Annotated in this window: 22 protein-coding genes; 19 read left to right on the top strand and 3 right to left on the bottom strand. The window is 66.1% G+C overall.

The window, feature by feature from the left end; all coding sequences use genetic code 11:
- The first annotated feature begins 144 nt into the window (after positions 1 to 144).
- Positions 145 to 954, top strand: coding sequence for an SMODS domain-containing nucleotidyltransferase (locus tag ACJ9NR_RS28155; RefSeq protein ID WP_412492174.1), 810 nt, complete (start codon positions 145 to 147; stop codon positions 952 to 954).
- Complete coding sequence (locus ACJ9NR_RS28150; RefSeq protein ID WP_412492175.1) at positions 926 to 1,777, top strand: hypothetical protein; 852 nt, start codon at positions 926 to 928, stop codon at positions 1,775 to 1,777. Before ACJ9NR_RS28155 ends, ACJ9NR_RS28150 begins: the two co-directional genes overlap by 29 nt.
- Before the next feature lie 184 nt (positions 1,778 to 1,961).
- Here the strand turns inward: ACJ9NR_RS28150 and ACJ9NR_RS28145 are convergent, their stop codons facing one another.
- Complete coding sequence (locus ACJ9NR_RS28145; protein ID WP_412492176.1) at positions 1,962 to 2,594, bottom strand: RloB family protein; 633 nt, start codon at positions 2,592 to 2,594, stop codon at positions 1,962 to 1,964.
- Positions 2,591 to 3,886, bottom strand: coding sequence for an AAA family ATPase (locus ACJ9NR_RS28140; protein WP_412492177.1), 1,296 nt, complete (start codon positions 3,884 to 3,886; stop codon positions 2,591 to 2,593). Before ACJ9NR_RS28140 ends, ACJ9NR_RS28145 begins: the two co-directional genes overlap by 4 nt.
- Before the next feature lie 366 nt (positions 3,887 to 4,252).
- On the opposite strand from ACJ9NR_RS28140, the gene ACJ9NR_RS28135 reads away from it, so the two are divergent.
- The 3 genes from ACJ9NR_RS28135 (at position 4,253) to ACJ9NR_RS28125 (ending at position 8,174) form a co-directional block, all read left to right on the top strand.
- Positions 4,253 to 5,968, top strand: coding sequence for an IS1182 family transposase (locus ACJ9NR_RS28135; RefSeq protein WP_412492178.1), 1,716 nt, complete (start codon positions 4,253 to 4,255; stop codon positions 5,966 to 5,968).
- A 680-nt stretch (positions 5,969 to 6,648) separates the two neighbouring features.
- Complete coding sequence (locus ACJ9NR_RS28130; RefSeq protein WP_412492179.1) at positions 6,649 to 7,287, top strand: nuclease-related domain-containing protein; 639 nt, start codon at positions 6,649 to 6,651, stop codon at positions 7,285 to 7,287.
- 92 nt (positions 7,288 to 7,379) lie between these two features.
- Positions 7,380 to 8,174, top strand: a complete 795-nt coding sequence (locus tag ACJ9NR_RS28125) for an NUDIX domain-containing protein (protein WP_412492180.1) — start codon at positions 7,380 to 7,382, stop codon at positions 8,172 to 8,174.
- Here ACJ9NR_RS28125 and ACJ9NR_RS28120 read toward each other — a convergent pair.
- Entirely contained in the window at positions 8,158 to 9,291 is a 1,134-nt protein-coding gene (locus ACJ9NR_RS28120) for an NsdA family TPR-like regulatory protein (protein ID WP_491074826.1), read from the bottom strand. The two genes, ACJ9NR_RS28125 and ACJ9NR_RS28120, sit on opposite strands and share 17 nt — an antisense overlap.
- Positions 9,292 to 9,637: 346 nt before the next feature.
- Here ACJ9NR_RS28120 and ACJ9NR_RS28115 point away from each other — a divergent pair, with 346 nt between their 5' ends.
- The 14 genes from ACJ9NR_RS28115 to ACJ9NR_RS28050 all read left to right on the top strand — a co-directional run bounded on the left by ACJ9NR_RS28115 (position 9,638) and on the right by ACJ9NR_RS28050 (position 17,371).
- Positions 9,638 to 9,994, top strand: a complete 357-nt coding sequence (locus ACJ9NR_RS28115) for an SCO3933 family regulatory protein (protein ID WP_412492181.1) — start codon at positions 9,638 to 9,640, stop codon at positions 9,992 to 9,994.
- Between the two features lie 3 nt (positions 9,995 to 9,997).
- Positions 9,998 to 11,356 (top strand): FtsK/SpoIIIE domain-containing protein, encoded by a 1,359-nt coding sequence (locus ACJ9NR_RS28110; RefSeq protein WP_412492182.1) that lies wholly within the window; start codon positions 9,998 to 10,000, stop codon positions 11,354 to 11,356.
- A gap of 79 nt (positions 11,357 to 11,435) precedes the next feature.
- Positions 11,436 to 11,630: a hypothetical protein gene (locus ACJ9NR_RS28105; protein ID WP_412492183.1), complete on the top strand. Its 195-nt coding sequence runs from the start codon at positions 11,436 to 11,438 to the stop codon at positions 11,628 to 11,630.
- A complete protein-coding gene (locus tag ACJ9NR_RS28100; RefSeq protein ID WP_412492184.1) occupies positions 11,627 to 11,812 on the top strand; it encodes a hypothetical protein in 186 nt (61 codons plus the stop codon). Before ACJ9NR_RS28105 ends, ACJ9NR_RS28100 begins: the two co-directional genes overlap by 4 nt.
- Positions 11,813 to 11,825: 13 nt before the next feature.
- Positions 11,826 to 12,641: a deazapurine DNA modification protein DpdA family protein gene (locus tag ACJ9NR_RS28095; RefSeq protein WP_412492185.1), complete on the top strand. Its 816-nt coding sequence runs from the start codon at positions 11,826 to 11,828 to the stop codon at positions 12,639 to 12,641.
- Positions 12,642 to 12,659: 18 nt separating this feature from the next.
- Complete coding sequence (locus ACJ9NR_RS28090) at positions 12,660 to 13,319, top strand: DUF2637 domain-containing protein (protein WP_412492186.1); 660 nt, start codon at positions 12,660 to 12,662, stop codon at positions 13,317 to 13,319.
- A 15-nt stretch (positions 13,320 to 13,334) separates the two neighbouring features.
- Positions 13,335 to 13,517 carry a hypothetical protein gene (locus tag ACJ9NR_RS28085; RefSeq protein WP_412492187.1) on the top strand — a complete coding sequence of 61 codons (183 nt, stop codon included), beginning with the start codon at positions 13,335 to 13,337 and terminating at the stop codon, positions 13,515 to 13,517.
- A gap of 6 nt (positions 13,518 to 13,523) precedes the next feature.
- Positions 13,524 to 13,715: a mobile element transfer protein gene (locus ACJ9NR_RS28080; RefSeq protein WP_412492188.1), complete on the top strand. Its 192-nt coding sequence runs from the start codon at positions 13,524 to 13,526 to the stop codon at positions 13,713 to 13,715.
- Positions 13,716 to 13,732: 17 nt separating this feature from the next.
- A complete protein-coding gene (locus ACJ9NR_RS28075; RefSeq protein WP_386418491.1) occupies positions 13,733 to 13,888 on the top strand; it encodes a hypothetical protein in 156 nt (51 codons plus the stop codon).
- A gap of 24 nt (positions 13,889 to 13,912) precedes the next feature.
- Entirely contained in the window at positions 13,913 to 14,236 is a 324-nt protein-coding gene (locus ACJ9NR_RS28070) for a SpdD-like protein (RefSeq protein ID WP_412492189.1), read from the top strand.
- 90 nt (positions 14,237 to 14,326) lie between these two features.
- Positions 14,327 to 14,524: a hypothetical protein gene (locus ACJ9NR_RS28065; protein WP_412492190.1), complete on the top strand. Its 198-nt coding sequence runs from the start codon at positions 14,327 to 14,329 to the stop codon at positions 14,522 to 14,524.
- Positions 14,521 to 15,906 (top strand): replication initiator protein RepSA, encoded by a 1,386-nt coding sequence (gene repSA, locus ACJ9NR_RS28060; RefSeq protein ID WP_412492191.1) that lies wholly within the window; start codon positions 14,521 to 14,523, stop codon positions 15,904 to 15,906. The genes ACJ9NR_RS28065 and repSA overlap by 4 nt, the downstream gene beginning before the upstream one ends.
- Positions 15,907 to 15,908: 2 nt before the next feature.
- Positions 15,909 to 16,109, top strand: coding sequence for a helix-turn-helix transcriptional regulator (locus ACJ9NR_RS28055; protein WP_412492192.1), 201 nt, complete (start codon positions 15,909 to 15,911; stop codon positions 16,107 to 16,109).
- Entirely contained in the window at positions 16,109 to 17,371 is a 1,263-nt protein-coding gene (locus ACJ9NR_RS28050; RefSeq protein ID WP_412492193.1) for a tyrosine-type recombinase/integrase, read from the top strand. The genes ACJ9NR_RS28055 and ACJ9NR_RS28050 overlap by 1 nt, the downstream gene beginning before the upstream one ends.
- The last annotated feature ends 104 nt before the right edge of the window (positions 17,372 to 17,475 follow it).

Genomic DNA, 17,475 nt, shown 5'->3' with positions numbered 1-17,475 from the left:
GCTTCGGACGGCCCAGGGACGGCCCAGAGGGCGATGGCAGGAGTTCCTCCGAGCAACCACCGAACCCATGCCTCTTAGGGCAAAATGACGTGAGGCCAGCCCTGACAACACCACTTCACTTGAAGATCCGAGCACATCGAATACATGAACGCCACTCTTGAGAAGAGCTTCGAACTTTTCACTCAACGCATCAGTCTGACCGGACAGGAGATTGAGGAGGCATTGGAACGCGCCGACGAAATCTGCAATTTTCTTTCGATGGCAACTCCGGTTAAAGAATGCAAGGTTACTGGCTCCATGGCCCGGTCAACGGCGATTCGGAAATTCTCCGATGTAGACGTTGTGGCTGTACTACGTCCCCACTCCCTCACGACGACCACCCCTCAATCCATCACAGAGAAACTCCTAAAAATCCTTAAGCCTGAATACCGCAACGCTCAAATTTCCGAAAATACAGTTCACATCAACTTCACCAAAGGTCCCGATGTTGATGTAATTCCAGCTGTTCCTGTCACTGTCAACCCTAAAAATGGAACGACATACAGAATTCCTTCGCCCGACCGAGGTAAATGGAATGCATACGACCCAGAGGGGCGAAATAAGGAGATCACCCAAAAGGGCATACTGCTGGGAGATAGATTCGTTGCGCTAATCAAGGTAATCAAGTGGTGGAGCAAGCAGAACGGCCAGCCTATCGCGTCTTACGAGATTGAGAACATCGCAAGCGCGTCATTCACATCTCGAATGCCATCAGTCACGTGCGCAATAGTTAAATTCTTCGACAGCCTGGAATCGCAAATTGAAGGACGCAGAGAAGATAACGTCGCTGCAATTTCAGCCGCACGAGCCATTGCGAAAAACGCCCTTCGGAGTGAACAGCAAGGGGACGCGCGAGAGGCTCTCAACTACTGGGGGAGTCTGCTAGGTGACCAGTTCTCAAGCGTCGCCCCATGAAATTATCGCACTGGCCAATGCGCAGCTTGAGAAGGCTGCAAAGGGTTACAGGAGAAGCAGGTGGCTCCAGGTAGTGACCTTTGCCCTTAGTATCGGTTCAATCTTCGTCACAAGTCCACTGGCCTACATCCCTGCTCTTATCGCGCTCGGCGTCCAGATTTCATCTTGGGTAGCCCGCAACAAGGCGGCGAAATGCCACTCGGCTGGCGAGGAGGGAAGGATTCGCGGACTCTTGCTTGATGCTCTCGGAGCAGTTGACGAGAGGGTAGACCTTAGTAACTGGTTTGATCGTGTAACTCCACCCGCGGGAGAAACGCTGCCCGCTCCTGTCGCGCCAGACTATTTCGCCAGCGACGCTGCTCTTGGGATGAAGCGGCTTTGCGAACACCTCCAAGAGAACGCCTTTTGGGGGAAACATCTATACAAATCAGCCGCCGCGTATTACGGGCGCATGCTATGGACATTCGCAATTGTCTCTATCGGCGTCATCCTCATCGCCATCCCAATGACCTCTGACGAGAACAACATTATCCTAGCCCGCGTGATCGTAGTCGCCTTGACTTCGGGAGCGGCCTTCACGCAACTCGCAGAAGTGATGGCTTGGCGATCGGCTGAGATGAAGAGCGAGATTCTTGACCGACGTCTTGATTCGCTGGCAGCTCTAGCAGAGGAAGAACTTGCCTCCTCTCGTATCGGCACAGTTTTTTCCGCCTACGGCGACTACTGCATAGCCACCTCGGGAGCTCCTCCGGTACCGACCTGGATCTATACGCGTCAGAGGGACCGCATTAATTCTCTCTGGTCTAGGAGGGCGAACAGCTAGCGGTCGGCATCACGACTACGGGACCGGTTTACCTAGAGACGATCGGGCAGCGACGGACAAGCGCAGGTCAGTCAACGACCGCATGCCATCAGGGAAGCCGAAAGTACTGGGCAGGCAGCCTCAACAGGTGTCTCGTTGCAACTCTTGGACGCTGAGGCAATGTCGTTGCCACAAAGGTGGAAGTCTACTTAAGTCCGGAGTCGAAGTTAATCCCTCCGTGCTTCTGGAGCATTTGGATGAATTTCCACATCGACGTGGAAGGGTTCCTATTCTGTACTTGCTCTTCGGGGTCAAAATTTTTCTCTAGCTCTAGAGCTCGTTTCACGGCGACTCCGATATACGGTTCAAAGTCCTCGAATTTGAAGCTTTTTCTTGCGTAGGAAGACAGCTCCCTTTCGGCGAGTTTGACTATTCCGCTCGTCGTCATGTGTCGGTTGTGAGAGATGACATGAAGAAGTAGCCATAGCTCGAAGCAGGGGTTTGATACCGCACAGTTGATGTCATTCTTCGCGGCGAGCGCAAGGGCTGAGTCCAAGCTTCCATGTGGAGGCGTTTCGACGTCAAACAAACACCAGACTTCATCATAGGAATCCCTCGAACGAACGTCTTTTGCGCGCCTAATAGCGCTTCGCACCAACCCCAATGGCTCCCCGTGTGAGTTCCCTGGGTCAAGGTGAATGGGGTGCCCTCGCAGCAGCCGTCTAAGGCCGTTGACGTAGAGGCGCTCGGTCACCTCTCCTTCAAAGAAAACGAGGACCTTTTTGTTTGCTGGCTTCGATTGAGTTCTTCGCCTTAGTGGCCTCCCTTGCCGGCTCATGATCCTACCGCCTCCACTTCGGAGACTACGACTTCTAGGATTTCTTCGTCGAAGAACGGAAGTCCACCATACCTGCCACCGAGGTAGCGTTTTTCTACGTTCTCAATTGATCGAACTTTGTAATCCGTCAATGGATACAAAGATGTAGCACCGTCCACTTTCTCGGTGAGCCATACCTGGTCGCGCCGCAGCGTTGCCACGGCATCAGGCCCCAGCAATGCGGCATCATGCGTGTTGAACAACAGTTGAGCGCCATGTGGATTTGTTCGCGGATCCTGAAACAGTCTGATGAACTGCGCTGAAAGATGGTGATGCAGCCGGGCGTCCAGTTCATCGATCACCAGTACGCAACCGTGCATGAGCGTGGAAATGATGGGGCCGACGATCCCGAGCCATGTTCGCGTTCCGCTCGATTCGAGTTCCAGCGGCAGTTTGAACTCGCGGCCTTCGATCACATGAGACAGTTCCACATCCATGCCAGCAGAAATCTCGTCCGGAGAGACGTCAACAGCATCTGAATCCAATTGCTGGATTAGTTCAGCAATCCTAGCTGCTTGCTCTGGAGGAAGCTTTACGTCCGAGAATGAGACGTCGGAAACACCCAAGTCTGCATACTTGAGCAGGGCGAGGATTGCCTTGGACTCGTGCCGTTCCAGATAGTGACGCGTTTCCCTGAGGCGGGCCTCAAAGTTGCTTTCCCAGGCGATACGCAGATCGTCAGAGAACCAATCAAAGACAGGGAGTAGTTGCTTGTGATTGTTGGCCGCTGCAGCCGACAGGAATAGACTGTTAGGTCGGACCATTCGCTCAACCTGGGCCTTCTGGCCGAGCAGAGTCGGGCCGAAGTCGATGGGAGACCCTGATTTCCGATCGTAGATTTTACGCGGACGCCCCTCCGGGTATGCGTAAAGCCACTCGCTGAGAAACTCCTTGGAATTACATGTAAAGCCGAATTCGTAACGAACTCCTTCCGCCACGAACTCTACGGTGAACTCGCTCGGCTCCTTCGCCTTCCCGGGGTCTAGGAGGAACGGTCGCCGAGGGATGTCCGCCCTTGGCCGCCAGCGCTGGTGAGAGTTGAGGACCGCTCCTCGCACGAATGCAAGGGCGTGGATGAAGTTGCTCTTTCCTGCGGCGTTCGGCCCGAAGATCCCCGCCACGGGCAGGGCCCATTGCGGTGAGCGCGGGACTCGTTGAACTGCAAGGCCCTCGTGACGCTTTTCGGCAATGATTGTCAGTTCTGTCTCATCGCGGAATGACGCGAAGTTGGCGACGGCGAAGCGCAACAGCATGGTGACTCCTAACGTGGGGCGACTCATCATCTTGGCGCTCCTCAGGTCAAGAGTTGCCCTGAGAGCCCTTCCGATGCAACACCTAGAGTCGATTGACACCCGATTGAGAGGCCTGAAGCTTGATGACGCGCCGAGCATGCACCTAGCTGATGAGACGTGAAGACACAGCATGTGGTCTGGGCGGTACTCGCACGCATGCCGTTGCGGCCCTGCGGGTGCATGAGGGCGGCGGAGCGGCTTTGGGCTGGAGCTGCTTTGGGGCGAGTGATGACTCTGGTGCGCAATTTCTGATGCGTCATCGGTTCGGTGGGGGATGATCGGCTCGGCGGTCGTTTCCTCTCCGTGCGTCCGTCGGGGAGGATGCAGATGTCGATGCAGTCCAAGGGGTTGCCGCCGGTTCCTGAGCAGACCGCGGCGGTGGCCCGCGCCGCGTTCCCGCACGGCAGCCTGGCGATACGGGTGCGGGACCAGCTCGCTGAGGTCTTCGCGGATGCGCCGTTCGCGGAGGCGTTCGGGGTGCGCGGGGCACCCGGGACCTCGCCGGGGGCCTTGGCGCTGGTGACGGTGCTGCAGTTCGCCGAGAACCTGACCGACCGGCAGGCCGCGGCGATGGCGGTCCGCGCCATCGACTGGAAATACGGCCTCGGGATGGAGCTCGGCGACACCGGATTCGACCACACCGTGCTGTCCCGCTTCCGCGCGCGCCTGAGCGAGCACGGCCTGGAACGCACCGTCTTCGACCGGCTGCTGGAGCACTGCCGCCAGGCCGGACTGGTCGCGGCCGGCGGCAAGCAGCGGACCGACGCAACCCATGTCATCAGCGCGGTGCGCGACCTGAACCGCACCGAGCTGGCCGGGGAGAGCGTCCGCGCGGCCCTGGAAGCCCTGGCCGTCGCCGCACCCACCTGGCTGGCCCGGAGTGTGAACGTGGCCGAGTTCGCCCACCGCTACGGCGAACGCGTCAACGGATGGACGATGCCTTCGTCCAAGACCAAACGCGACCGGCTCGCGCTGGTCTTCGGCCAGGACGCGCTCGCCCTGTGCCGGGCCGCCTGGGCGGATGACGCCCCGCCGTGGATCCGCGAGATCGAGGCGGTGGCGCTGCTGCGGCAGGTCCTGGTGCAAACGTTCTACGTGCACACCACCAGTCGCGGGAAGGAGGTGGTCAGCAAGCGGGAGGCCGAGACGGACGGCGTCCCGCCCGGCAGTATCCGCCTGGCCTCCCCCTACGACGCGGACGCCCGCTGGGCAGCCAAGGGCGAGGACCTGTTCTGGCTGGGGTACAAGGTCCACCTGACGGAGACCTGCCATGCTCCAGCCGAAGCCGAAGCCGTGGACACGGCGGCGGACGCAGTGATGCCGAACCTGATCACGGATGTGATGACCACGCACGCCGCGGTGCCGGACGTGAAGGCCACCGCCCCCATCCAGAAACGGCTGGCAGACCGCCGGGTCAAGCCCGGCGAGCACTACCTGGACTCCGGCTACCCCTCCGCCGACCTGATCCACGAGGCCGCCGGGCAGGGCATCACCATGGTCACTCCCGCCCTGCTCGATCACTCGCCGCAGGCCAAGGCGAAGGCCGGCTTCGCCAAGAGCGCCTTCACCGTCGACTGGAACATGCGGCAGGTCCGCTGCCCGACCGGGCAGACGAGCGACGGCTGGTTCCCGGTCACCCAGCATGGCAAGGACGCCATCGTCGTCCAGTTCTCCCGCGCCTGCTGCCACGCCTGCCCGGTCCAGCAGCAGTGCACCGCCTCCCGGCGCGGCGTCCGCATGCTCACCCTGCGCCCCCGCGAACTGCACGAGACCCTCGAGACAGCCCGCACCGCACAGAAGAGCGACGACTTCAAGGAGCGGTACAAGCTACGGGCCGGGGTGGAAGCCACGATCAATCAGGCCCTTGATGTCACCGGGATCCGCCGCGCCCGCTACCGCGGCCTGCCCAAGGTCCGCCTCCAGCACGCCTTCTCCGCCACCGCGATCAACATCGTCCGGCTCGACGCCTACTGGAGCGGGCACCCGCTCGACCGCACCCGCAGCAGCCGCCTCACCCAGCTCAACTACCAACTCGCAGGCTGACAACCGAATTACGCACCAGAGTCGAGCTGCTTTGGCGCGAGTGATCATGGCCCCGTAAGCTTCCGGCGCGTCGGGCAGTCTGTGGACCTGCCCGTTAAAGCACGACGTTGGGGCCATGATCTTCGAGGCTCGCCCCAAAGTGGCTGCCTAAAGCCGTGGAGCCGACCGCCCAGCCACAGAGGGTGTCTCCCACTTCATGCCCGCAGCCGCCGAGCGCGCCGCCGGGCGCGGCCAGCCGGGGCGCAGACAGGAGGCAGGCCGCGCCGCAGAGGCGGCGCGCGCCCGCGCCGTGCGCGGGCCTTGATGATGTAGAGAAATTCCCACCGCAGGGGCGCTCTTGTCCGGGGGTGTGACGGCTGCTCCCATGGCTATAGGGGCGGCGGACACCGAGGGCGGAGCCAATGAGTGATCTCACGGTCAACCCATGGAGGCGGCATGGACGGGATCGGCTCTACGTCAACCTGCCCGACGGGACGGCCGTCGCATGGGCAGACAGGGCCACAAAGGTCATCACGATCAAAGTCCAGAAGTACCGCGCTGAGGCCGTAGCTCTCCTCAAGCAACACCTCGGGGAGGGGGCCACGATTGACCAGGGCGCGCCGCGACCAACCGCGCCCGGTGAGCCCGAAGCGCCATCGCGACAGCGGCCCGTGTCCTCTCCCACGCCTCCGAATCGCCGGGTGGAGAAGCTGCCTCCGTTGACCGTGGCCGATGATCTTGCCCAGAATCGCCCCGGCGCCGGGCTGCTTGAGGCCATGGCTGCCCGTGGGCCTTCGGCGATACGACGGCTCTGGGGCAAGGCGCGGGGGCGCTCCTCAGACTGGGATTCCTACTACAGCGGTCTTGCCGGTGAGCGGCGCGTAGGTCGTGAGTTAGAGCGGCTCGCGGCGCATGGCTGGCGGGTGCTTCACGGTGTCCCGAACGGCAGGGGTGGCGACATCGATCATCTCCTGATCGGCTCGGGCGGAGTCTTCAGCGTCAACACCAAGCGACACCCGGGGGCGTCGGTCTGGATCGGCGACACGATGGCCAAGATCAACGGTGGCTCACCGCATCCGTACGCGGCGGCCAGCAAGGCAGAAGCCTCCTACGTCCAAAAGATCTTGGAACGGCATTGCGGGTTCGCGGTTCCGGTGGAACCCGTGCTCGTCTTTGTTGACATCGACTCCTTGGACCGAGCCGCCACGCAGTACGCCGTACACATCTACGAGGAACGGCAGGTGTCCGCCCTCGGGCCCCTCTCCGGGAAGCTCGATGCGACCCAAGTTGATCAGGTTTACGCGGTTGCCCGACATCGCCGGGCATGGATGCGTACCTGACCAGCTCCGGTGTGATCGTCCCTGTTGGCTGCGCGGGCCGACGGCTACGCTGGTGCGTGCCAGTCGATGACCTCAGGGAGTGTGCTCGGGGAATGGGACCGAAGTCGGAGCGGGTGTACCGCACGATTCGTGAGTGGATCGCGGCAGGCAGGTACGCGCCAGGTTCCAAGCTCCCCTCTGAGCGGACCCTGTCCGAAGAGCTGAGCATTGGCCGTACGGCGCTCCGTCAAGTGCTGGCCAAGCTCGTCAACGAGCGTGTCATCGAGGTGCACGGCCGAAGTTCTTATCGAGTGCCGGACCGGTCGGCCATCATCCAAGCTCCGACGGACCTGGAGCCGTGGCAGATTCACGGTGAGCGGACGGTGTACGACAACCGGTGGGTGAAGCTGAGCCTCGTCGACGTTGAGCCGCCGGGTGTCGAGCGGTTCGAGCATCACCTCGTTCGGCTCCATCACGTCGCAATCGCCGCGGTCCTCGATGACAAAGACCGCGTGCTCATGCTCTGGCGCTACCGCTTCGTCCCGGGGTCCTTCGGCTGGGAGCTCCCGGGCGGCATCGTGGATGACGGCGAAGACCCCGCTGACACGGCACTGCGCGAGGTTGAGGAAGAGACAGGCTGGCGGCCGGATGCACTTAAGCACGTCATCACCTACCAGCCGATGGTGGGCATGGTCGATTCACCGCACGAGATCTTCGTAGGCCGCGGCGCTGAGCACGTCGGCGACCCGACCGACATTGAAGAGTCTGGCTACGTGGCCTGGGTGCCGCTCGCTGACATCCCCGCACTCATGGAACGTGACCAGCTGATGGGGTCCGGAACGCTCGTTGCACTCCTGCACGTACTGGCATCGCGGACCGCTGGGCCCTCGCCTACAACCGCTGCGTGAGCTGCTCAACGCGCCGCCGGTGACGCACTGAGCCGGTCTGGTTGGCCAGCAACCGGGCCTGTCGTAGATGTTCGTGCGCCTGGTCGTATTCGCCGCGCGCGAGATGGGCTTGCGCGAGGTCGCATCGCAGTCCGGCCGTAGCTCGAACGAAGGTCGGATCTGCGGAATCCAGTGCGACGTACAGGTTGTCGACAGCGTCGTCGTCCCCGAGCAGGGCGAGCGCGTTGCCACGCCACCGGGCTAGGTGCCCCTGGTTGAGGAAGATACTCAACATGTCTGGGTCCCGGGCTTCCTCACCGTGCGGAAGCAGACGCACGGCCTTGTCGAGCGCCCGCCGGCACTCTTCAGGCATCCGGGCCTTGGCGCAGATCTCCGCCTCGGCTGCGTACAACCAAGCCTGGAGCCGTGGGGACATCATCGTTCCGCCGACGCGCTGCGCATCGCGAACGAGCTCGACCGCGGTTGCAGGACGGCCAGCGTCGCAGAGCACGTACGCCTGCTCGGCCATGGCGTGCGCGAGGTACATCGGCTCCTCGGCTTCCTTCGCTGCCCGCTTGCCCAACTCGTAGTTGCGCCAGGCACGTTCGACGGCACCGACATCGAGGGCCTGCCAGGCTGCGAGTGTCGCTGCTCCAGCAAGAGCGCGAGCGACAGGGCGCCGGGTCTCGGGGAGTACTGCAAAGGTCAGCGCGTCTTCCAGGGTGGAGAGGTGGCCAGTCATCTGGTCGATAAGGCTTGCTGCCCCCATCTGGCGGTCGACTGTTCGCAGCAGCTCGGTCTGATCCATGAATGTCTTGACCATGGTGAGACTGACGTTTCGTGCGGCATCGATCCGGGTCACCAGCTCGTCGTATCCATCGGCTTCGATCGCTGGGGCTGGAGCCATGTGCCTGCCGTACAACTCGTCGTCCGTAACGCCGAGTAGAGCCCGAAGGATCTTCGCGTAGTGATTGCTGATCCGCCTCTTGCCGTTCTCCCACTCCGAGACGTACACGCGCAGGCTCGCCGTCGACGCGATGGAGAGCCTGTGCTGACGCGCGTACTTCTCGATCTCGCGGACTAAGCGCTCTTGCGACCACTCGCGCGCGTTCCGCACCGTTCGGAGTCCGCTACTCACCTGCACCGCCCTGCATGTGATTCCTGATCCGTAACTCCAGCATGCCTCACATCGACGCAGGTCGGGAGGGGTTAACAGAGGTCTTAACTGTGCTGTCGTGAACCTCTGTTGGCTACCGGAGAGTTGAGCTGCGCGGTTCCCTGGAAGTGTCGCAAGAAGGCGAGTTGAGAACGCCGGAACGCGACACAGCTTGACATCTGGTGCGCACCAGATGCAGCCTGTTGGTGCGCACCAGTTAGGAACGCAACGCCCGCGCGTTCGTCGCCGGGCCCAACGTCAGCACAGGAGCGGCGACCCACCGCCAAGCAAGTACGCCGCTCCCGTCCCTCTGAAGGGAAGTTCCATCATGCGTCAGATCCCCGTCGACACTTCCACCGCGACTGTGATGGTCGCCAAGAACCCGCAGCCCAAGGTCAAGGACCGCCGTACCGGCGAGATCGCCACCGACGCCGAGACCGGCGCGACGCTGATGACGGTCGATGTGATGTTCGCGGCGAACGACGAGGTCGAGATCCTGTCCATCACCGTCCCCGAGCCGGGCATCTCCGGCGAGCTGGCCATGGGCACCCCGGTCGCCCTCACGGGCCTGATTGCCCGGCCGTGGGAGAACGAGTTCAACGGCCAGAAGCGGCACGGGATCGCCTTCCGCGCGGTCGCGGTCACCTCGCTGGTCGAGACGGCCGCGCAGTCGAAGGCGGCCTGAGCCATGACCTGGTTCATGGTCGCGCTGGTGCTGGTCGCCGCTGCTGCGGGTCTTCTGCGGTGGCGGCGCCCGGCCTGGTACTGGCTCGCCTTCGGCGCGCTGCTGGCGATGCTGCGGGTGGTGGTCCGCTACGGCTCGGTCATGGACGCCTGCGGGCTCACCGTTCCGCCCTCGCGCTGGCGTCTGGCCCTGGCCCGTGCCGCCAACCGGCCCGTCCCCGGCCCGCGTGCCCCGCGCGTCCTGCGGATACGGCCGACCCGGACCGGCCTGGTGCTGCGGCTGGGGCTGCGGCCCGGTCAGGACGCCTTCGACGTGGCCGCCTCGTGTGACCGGCTGCGGCACTCGTTCGCGATGTACGGCGTCACCTCCCGTGAGCTGCGCTCCGGCGTGGTCGAGGTGCGGATGACCGGCTACGACGTGCTCAAGCGGGTGCAGATGCCCGTCCGCACCACCACCGGGCCGATGCGGGTGCCGGTCGCGCTGCGGGAGGACGGTGCCGTGCACTACCGCGACTACCGGGCCGTGCCGCACGCCCTCACCCTCGGCGCGACGGAGTCGGGTAAGTCGGTGTATCAGCGCAACCTGGTCGCCGGGCTGGCCCCGCTGGAGGTCGCCCTGGTCGGCATCGACTGCAAACAGGGGGTGGAGCTGTTCCCGCTGGCGCGCCGGTTCTCCGCGCTGGCCGACAGCCCGGACACGGCCGCCGACCTCCTGGACGCGCTCGTGGCGCACATGGAGGGCGTGTATCAGCTGATCCGCGCTGAGCAGCGGATCACCGCGGACGTGCCGGATGCGGAGATCGCCGCCGACATCTGGAGCCTGCCCGCCCATCTGCGGCCGGTGCCGGTCGTGGTCCTGGTGGACGAGGTCGCCGAACTCGCCCTGTATGCCAACCGGGAGGAGGAGAAGCGCCGGGACCGGATCATCACCGCGCTCGCCCGGCTCGCCCAGCTCGGTCGCGCCGCCGGGATCTATCTGGAGATCTGCGGGCAGCGCTTCGGCTCCGAACTCGGCAAGGGCATCACCATGCTCCGCGCCCAGCTCACCGGCCGTACCGCGCACCGCGTCAATGACGAATCGTCGGCGAACATGGCCTTCGGCGACATCGCCCCGGATGCCGTGCTGGCCGCCATCCAGATCCCCACCGACATGCCCGGCGTCGCCGTGACCGGCGACTCGACCGGCGGCTGGGCCCGCATCCGCGCCCCGCACACCTCGCTGCGCCAAGCCGTCAACACCTGCAACCGGCACGCCGACCGCACCCCCGACCTGCCCGCCCTGGCCCCCTTCCGCCCCGTGCTCGGCATCCCCGCACCTGCCGAGGTGGCCCCGGCCGTGGAGTCCCTCCCGGCCACCACCTGACCCACCCCGTTTCCCGGTCGGCGCGACCGCCTCGTGCCAGGTCCCTACCACAGCCATGCCCGAAAGGAGATCACCCGTCATGTGCCCTGACTGCGAGGACTTCGCCTGCACCGTGGTGATGCTCGGCCAACTCGCCCTCTACGCCTACACCTTCGGCGCTGATCAGAAATTCGCCGACGTGGTGGGCGGCGCCCTGGCCGCGTCCCTGCCGGAGCTGCCCGGCTCCAACCCCATCGAAGGGCCGGAGTACCCGGGTGAGGGGTGGACGCCGTGACCGCTGCGAAGAAGCCCGCCACCCGCCGTACGCCCCGGCCCAGGAAGTGCCCGGACTGCAAGGGCGCTGGTGAGATCACCGAAACCGTCCGCGTCGGTGCCCGCAAGGGCCGCGCCACCGAGGACCAGCAGGCCGCGCTGTGCCTGGCCTGCTGGGGCACCGGCAGCGCCCCGGCTGTGTGAGGGAGGCTCCCGGATGCGGTTCTACCTGACCACCCACAAAAGGCACTGGATCAAGCTCACCGACCATCCGCTGTTTTTGAAGGCGGAGCACTTCGCCGCGGCCCGCACGCTGTATGAAGCTCGCGGCCCATACGGGGTGGACTCCGGCGGCTTCACCGAACTCCAGCGCCACGGCCGGTGGACGCGCAGCCCGCGCCGGTACGTGGAGGACCTGCGCCGCATCTGGGAGCACGTCGGCCCCTACGACTGGGCCGCCCCACAAGACTGGATGTGCGAGGACCTCATCATCCACGGCGGCACGGCCGGGCCGCTGCACTTCGTCGGCACCCACCTGAGCGTGCTGGAGCATCAGCGCCGCACCGTCGCCAACTTCCTCGACCTGCGCGCCCTCGCCCCGGACCTGCGCATCATCCCCGTCCTTCAGGGCCGCACCATCCCCGAGTACGAACGCTGCCTGGAGCTGTACGAGCGGGCCGGGGTCGACCTGCGCCGTGAGCCCACGGTGGGGCTGGGCTCGGTGTGCCGGTTGCAGTCCACCCACCAGGGCGCCGCCATCGTCACCGCCATGGCCGCACATGGGCTGCGCCTGCACGGCTTCGGCTTCAAGACCCTCGGCCTGGCCAAGGTCGGTCACCTGCTGGCCTCCGCGGACTCCGCCGCCTGGAGCTCCCACGCCCGCCACCGCCCTGCCCTGCCCGGCCACCCGCACAAGAACTGCGCCAACTGCCTCGACTACGCGATGCGCTGGCGCTCCCGGGTCCTCGACGCCACCCGGACCGCCCCGGCTACAAGCCCCGCCGCCTCACACGCGCAACTGCCCCTGTTCTGAACCGAAGGAGGTGACGTCATGTCCCGCACGATCCGCCCGGACGCCGTCCTCGTACAGGCCGTGATCGCCGGAGCCCTGTCCTTTGCCCACCTGCACGACCTCGCCGCCGCGGCCGGACAGGACGGGTGGAAAGCCTGGGCCTATCCGATCAGCGTGGACCTGCTGATGGTCGCCGCCTGGCGACGGCTGCGCGCGGACGGCCCCTCCCTGCTGGCCTGGTGCTGGTTCCTGGTCGCGCTGGTGGCCTCGCTCGGCGCCAACATCGCCACCGCCGGATTCCTCGACCTCGCGGCACCGCCCGCCCTGCTCCGCCTCGGCGTCGCCGGATGGCCCGCGCTGGCCTTCCTCGGCGGCACCCTACTTGCCCACTCACCCTCACCAGCCGGGGACCGGGTGCCGGTTCCGCCGGCGCCCGCAGCCCCCACCCCCGCACCCGCCCCCGAGCCGAACCCCGCTCCCGTCCCGGAGCCGGTCCCGGCCGCCGATGACACCCCGGCCCTGCCCGCCGCCGACGCTCCGCCCGCGGTGCCGGTCCCGGCCGCACTGGTCGCCCACGCCCGCAAGGTCGCCGCCGACCACCACACCCGCACCGGCACCCCAATCGACACCGACACCCTGCGCGCCCGCCTCGGCGTCCCGCCCCACCTCGCCGACGCCATCGCCGCCCAACTCACCTGAACGGAGGAGACAGAGATGACCCGCGATCCCGCCGACCTGACGGCCGCCGACTACCTCGACGGAGCACGGGAGATGGCCGCCGCCGGGCGCCCCCACCTCGCCTACCTGCTCGCCGAAGAAGCCGCGCGCCGTACCGACGACCCGGCCGCCGCCCTGAGCATCCGCGCCCGGTTCCCCGACCCCACCCGGAAGGACTGATCAGCCATGCCCGCCCGCGACTTCTTCCACTCCGTGATGAGCATCGGCCCCGTCCAGATCGGCACCCACCGCGACCGCCGCGGCCAGACCCGGCACGCGGCCGTGTGCACCGCCGACAACTGCGGCTGGTCCGCCGACTACACCACCCAGTCCGCCGCCCAGCTCGCCGCCCGCACCCACCGCTGCCGCGTCCGCTGAAAGGAGAGCACACCGCCATGCAGGTTCCGCTCTGGCTCGCCCTGCTCGTCGTCGGCTACCTCGGCGTCAAGCTCATCCGCCCGCCCGCCTGGCTCATCGCCGTGCTCCTGCTCGGCGGGTTCCTCCTCGCTGACAGCGTCCTCGCCCCCGCCATCAACAGCTTCGTCAAGTAGCCCACCCCAGAAGGGAGTTCACCCATGCTTCGCCCGAAGATCCCGACCATGCCCGCGCCGACCGGCGTCACCACGCCGCCCACCGTCATCGAACCGACCACCGTCGTCCCCGGCACACCGGCCCCGCCTCCGCCGCCCGCCCCGGTGCCTGTGGCGCCGTCCCGGCCGGTCGTCCAGCTCACCCCCGGCACCGTGCTCGCCCTCGTCGGCGGCGGCACCGCCGTCGTCCTCATCGTCGGCGCCGTCCTGGTCTCGCTGCTCCTGGCGGTCGCCATCACCGGCATGTCCGTCGCCGTGGTCGCCGTCGTCCTGCGCTCCCTGCTCGCCTCCGAGACCAAGCACCGCTGACCGGCCCCCGGGCGGCCCTGAAACCGCCAAGTCTCCGCCGCCCGGGCGCCGACTCCACTCCGAACCAACGATCCGGAAGGAACCACCATCATGACCGGCCCGACCCCGGCCACCACCCCGACCCCGCGGATCTGCCCGAACTGCGACGGCTTCGCCTCCGCCGCGATAGCCTCCGGCGGCCGTGACACGCAAGGTCACCTGCACACGCTCACTGTCGACTGCCCGGTCTGCGACGGTCACGGCACCATCCTCACCCCCGCCGTTCAGCTCGCCGGGGGCCGCGCATGACCGACACCGCGACCTTCGCGGGCCTGGACCCGATCACCCTCGGCGACGCGCTGCGGGTGGCCGGGTCCGACGGCTTCGACCGCTGGCAAGACCAGATCCGCCGCACCGGCGGCTGCGCCGACCCCATCCACCTCACCGGCTGGGTCACCCACAAGGACAAGACCACCGGCGCACTCCTGCACCACTACTCCACCGAACGCGAGCCGGGCGGACGGATCCGGGTCGCCTGCGGCAACCGGCGCGCCTCCCGCTGCCCGTCCTGCGCCTGGACATACGCCGGAGACACCTACCACCTGATGCGCGCGGGCCTGGCCGGAGATGAGAACAAGGACGTCCCGGCCACGGTCCGGGATCACCCCCGGGTGTTCGCCACCCTCACCGCCCCCTCGTTCGGCCCGGTCCACAACCGGCCCGACCAAGGCGCCTGCCGCTGCGGCATCCGGCATGCCGCCGACGATCCCGCCCTCGGCAGCGCCCTCGACCCGGCTACCTACGACTACGCGGGCGCCGTGCTCTTCAACAACCATGCGGGCGAGCTGTGGGTGCGCCTGGCCAACCGGCTGCGCCGCGAGATCGCCGCCCGCGCCGGACTGACCCAACGCGAACTCAAGGAGGTCTGTCGGGTCTCCTACGGCAAGGTGGCCGAGTTCCAAAAGCGCGGCGCCGTCCACTTCCATGCCGTGATCCGCCTCGACGGACCGGACGGACCCGACTCCGCGCCGCCCGCCTGGGCCAGCACCGACCTGCTCACCGACGCCATCCGCGCCGCCGCCGCACACTCCTACACCAGCGTCAGCGTCCCCGCGGCCGGGGAGCAGCCCGCCCGCACCTTCCGCTGGGGACGGCAACTCGACATCCGCCCGGTGAAAGCGTTCGGGGACAGCTCCGACCTCACCGAGCAGGCCGTCGCCTCCTACGTCGCCAAGTACGCCACCAAAGCCGCCGAGAACACCGGCACCCTGGACCGCCGCATCGGCGAACTCGCCGAACTCGACCGGCACGGCGTCCCCGACCACGCCCGCCGCCTGATCACCGCCTGCCGCGACCTCGACCCGCTGTATCCCGACCGGCGGTTGTGGGCCTGGGCGCACATGCTCGGCTTCCGCGGCCACTTCTCCTCCAAGTCGCGCCGCTACTCCACCACGCTCGGCGCTCTCCGCCAGGTACGGGCCGACTTCCGCGCCGCGCAGGAACGCGCCGCCCTCAGCCTGGACGACATCGAGCCTGACACCGTCCTCATCCTGGCCGACTGGCAGTACGCCGGACACGGCCATACCCCCGGCGAATCCGCCCTCGCCGCCACCATCGCCCGCAACCTCCAGCTCAACCGCGAAACCGCCCGCGAGGAACTCCGCACGCTGGCCGACGAAAGGGAGTGGTGACCATGGCATCGGCGCTCCCGAACCGCTTCCTGACCCCTGACGACCTGGTGGAGATGTTCGAGCTGCCCAGCGTCGAGACGGTCTACCAGTGGCGCCGCAAGCGCACCGGTCCCCGCGGCTTCCGCGTCGGCCGGCATCTCCGCTTCGACCCGGACGACGTGCGCGCCTGGGTCGACTCCCAGCTGAGGGGAGCCGCCGCCTGATGGCCGGACACATCCAAGACCGCTGGTACAGGACCGAGGCGAGCACGAACGGCAAGCCGGTCAAGGTCAAAACCGAGCGTCACGGCACAGGCCTGCGCTACCGCGCCCGTTACATCGGCCCGGACGGCACCGAGAAGTCCAAGAGCTTCCCAGACCGACAGAAGCGTCTCGCGGAACAGTGGCTCATCGACATCGCGTCGGACATGTCGCGCGGTCAGTACATCGACCCTCGCGCTGCTCGAATCACCTTCAAGAGCTACGCCGAGAAATGGCTCAAGACTCACGGCATCGACCCCGCCAGTCAGGTCGTGATCGAACAGAGGCTGCGCCTGCACGCGTTTCGGTTGATCGGCTCGCGGCCCCTGGACTCATTCCGTCCCGAGCACATCCGCGGCCTCGTGGGCGCGCTGGAGCAGGATCCTGCCGTGAGCAGCGGGTACGCGCGAAACATCTATGGCGACGTACGAGCCGTGCTCAGTGCTGCCGTTGACGACGGGCTGTTGCCTCGGAACCCATGCTCCGCGAAGTCGGTCCGTCCGCCAGCGTCTCAGCCGCGCCGAGTTGTGCCCTGGCTGCCCGGTCAGGTTCAGGCGGTCCGCGCCGCGCTCCCCGAACGGTACCGGTCCATGGTCGACATGGGTGCAGGGTGTGGGCTTCGACAAGGTGAGATCGTCGGTCTCGCTGAGGACGCGATCGACTTCGAGGGCGGCGTGGTGCGCGTCGTCCGCCAAGTGAAGCTCATCCGAGGGAAGGCCGTGTTCGCCCCGCCCAAGTGCAACAAGGAACGGGACGTGCCGCTGCCCCCATCGGTGGCCGAAGCCCTTCGCGCCCACATGGACGCGTGCAAGCCGGTCGAGATCACGTTGCCGTGGCGCAAGCCGGACGGCCCGAAGGTATCGGCTCGCCTCCTCTTCACGAACACCGCGAGCGGGCTCGTGTGGCGCAGCAACTTCAACATCCAGGAGTGGAAGCCCGCCCTTGCGACGGCCGGACTGATCGCGCAAGCAGGGGAAGACGGCAAGTACGAGTCAGCCCGTGAGCACGGCATGCACGCGCTGAGGCACTTCTACGCGTCGGTGTTGCTGGACGCCGGGGAGAGCATCAAGGCCGTGAGTGAGTACCTGGGGCACTCCGACCCCGGGCTGACGCTCCGGGTGTACGCGCACCTGATGCCGTCGAGTCAGGAGCGTACGAGGAAGGCCGTGGATCGGGTGCTTCTCCCGGCCCCGCGCGAGCCTGACGGCCCAGAGACGGCCCAGTGACCCGAACCAGGCCCCCTATCCGCGTCGAACGCGCTGGTAGGGGGCTTTTCGCTGCCCGCTCGCTGCCAGTTCTCCGGGCTTTGGCATGGCTGTACCAGTGTCGC

It is taken from the genome of Streptomyces sediminimaris (genome assembly GCF_047049295.1).
GTDB classification, from domain to species: domain Bacteria; phylum Actinomycetota; class Actinomycetes; order Streptomycetales; family Streptomycetaceae; genus Streptomyces; species Streptomyces sediminimaris.
This window is presented reverse-complemented; position numbering and strand designations above follow the sequence as displayed.

Excerpts from the sequence above, each read along its gene's own strand:
- ACJ9NR_RS28090 (WP_412492186.1), top strand. The coding sequence starts at position 12,660 with ATGTCCCGCACGATCCGCCCGGACGCCGTCCTCGTACAGGCCGTGATC.
- ACJ9NR_RS28075 (WP_386418491.1), top strand. The coding sequence starts at position 13,733 with ATGCAGGTTCCGCTCTGGCTCGCCCTGCTCGTCGTCGGCTACCTCGGC.
- ACJ9NR_RS28115 (WP_412492181.1), top strand. The coding sequence starts at position 9,638 with ATGCGTCAGATCCCCGTCGACACTTCCACCGCGACTGTGATGGTCGCC.
- ACJ9NR_RS28135 (WP_412492178.1), top strand. The coding sequence starts at position 4,253 with ATGTCGATGCAGTCCAAGGGGTTGCCGCCGGTTCCTGAGCAGACCGCG.
- ACJ9NR_RS28080 (WP_412492188.1), top strand. The coding sequence starts at position 13,524 with ATGCCCGCCCGCGACTTCTTCCACTCCGTGATGAGCATCGGCCCCGTC.
- ACJ9NR_RS28140 (WP_412492177.1), bottom strand. The coding sequence starts at position 3,886 with ATGCTGTTGCGCTTCGCCGTCGCCAACTTCGCGTCATTCCGCGATGAG.
- repSA (WP_412492191.1), top strand. The coding sequence starts at position 14,521 with ATGACCGACACCGCGACCTTCGCGGGCCTGGACCCGATCACCCTCGGC.
- ACJ9NR_RS28145 (WP_412492176.1), bottom strand. The coding sequence starts at position 2,594 with ATGAGCCGGCAAGGGAGGCCACTAAGGCGAAGAACTCAATCGAAGCCA.
- ACJ9NR_RS28095 (WP_412492185.1), top strand. The coding sequence starts at position 11,826 with ATGCGGTTCTACCTGACCACCCACAAAAGGCACTGGATCAAGCTCACC.
- ACJ9NR_RS28050 (WP_412492193.1), top strand. The coding sequence starts at position 16,109 with ATGGCCGGACACATCCAAGACCGCTGGTACAGGACCGAGGCGAGCACG.
- ACJ9NR_RS28155 (WP_412492174.1), top strand. The coding sequence starts at position 145 with ATGAACGCCACTCTTGAGAAGAGCTTCGAACTTTTCACTCAACGCATC.
- ACJ9NR_RS28110 (WP_412492182.1), top strand. The coding sequence starts at position 9,998 with ATGACCTGGTTCATGGTCGCGCTGGTGCTGGTCGCCGCTGCTGCGGGT.
- ACJ9NR_RS28085 (WP_412492187.1), top strand. The coding sequence starts at position 13,335 with ATGACCCGCGATCCCGCCGACCTGACGGCCGCCGACTACCTCGACGGA.
- ACJ9NR_RS28105 (WP_412492183.1), top strand. The coding sequence starts at position 11,436 with ATGTGCCCTGACTGCGAGGACTTCGCCTGCACCGTGGTGATGCTCGGC.
- ACJ9NR_RS28065 (WP_412492190.1), top strand. The coding sequence starts at position 14,327 with ATGACCGGCCCGACCCCGGCCACCACCCCGACCCCGCGGATCTGCCCG.
- ACJ9NR_RS28070 (WP_412492189.1), top strand. The coding sequence starts at position 13,913 with ATGCTTCGCCCGAAGATCCCGACCATGCCCGCGCCGACCGGCGTCACC.
- ACJ9NR_RS28055 (WP_412492192.1), top strand. The coding sequence starts at position 15,909 with ATGGCATCGGCGCTCCCGAACCGCTTCCTGACCCCTGACGACCTGGTG.
- ACJ9NR_RS28125 (WP_412492180.1), top strand. The coding sequence starts at position 7,380 with ATGGGACCGAAGTCGGAGCGGGTGTACCGCACGATTCGTGAGTGGATC.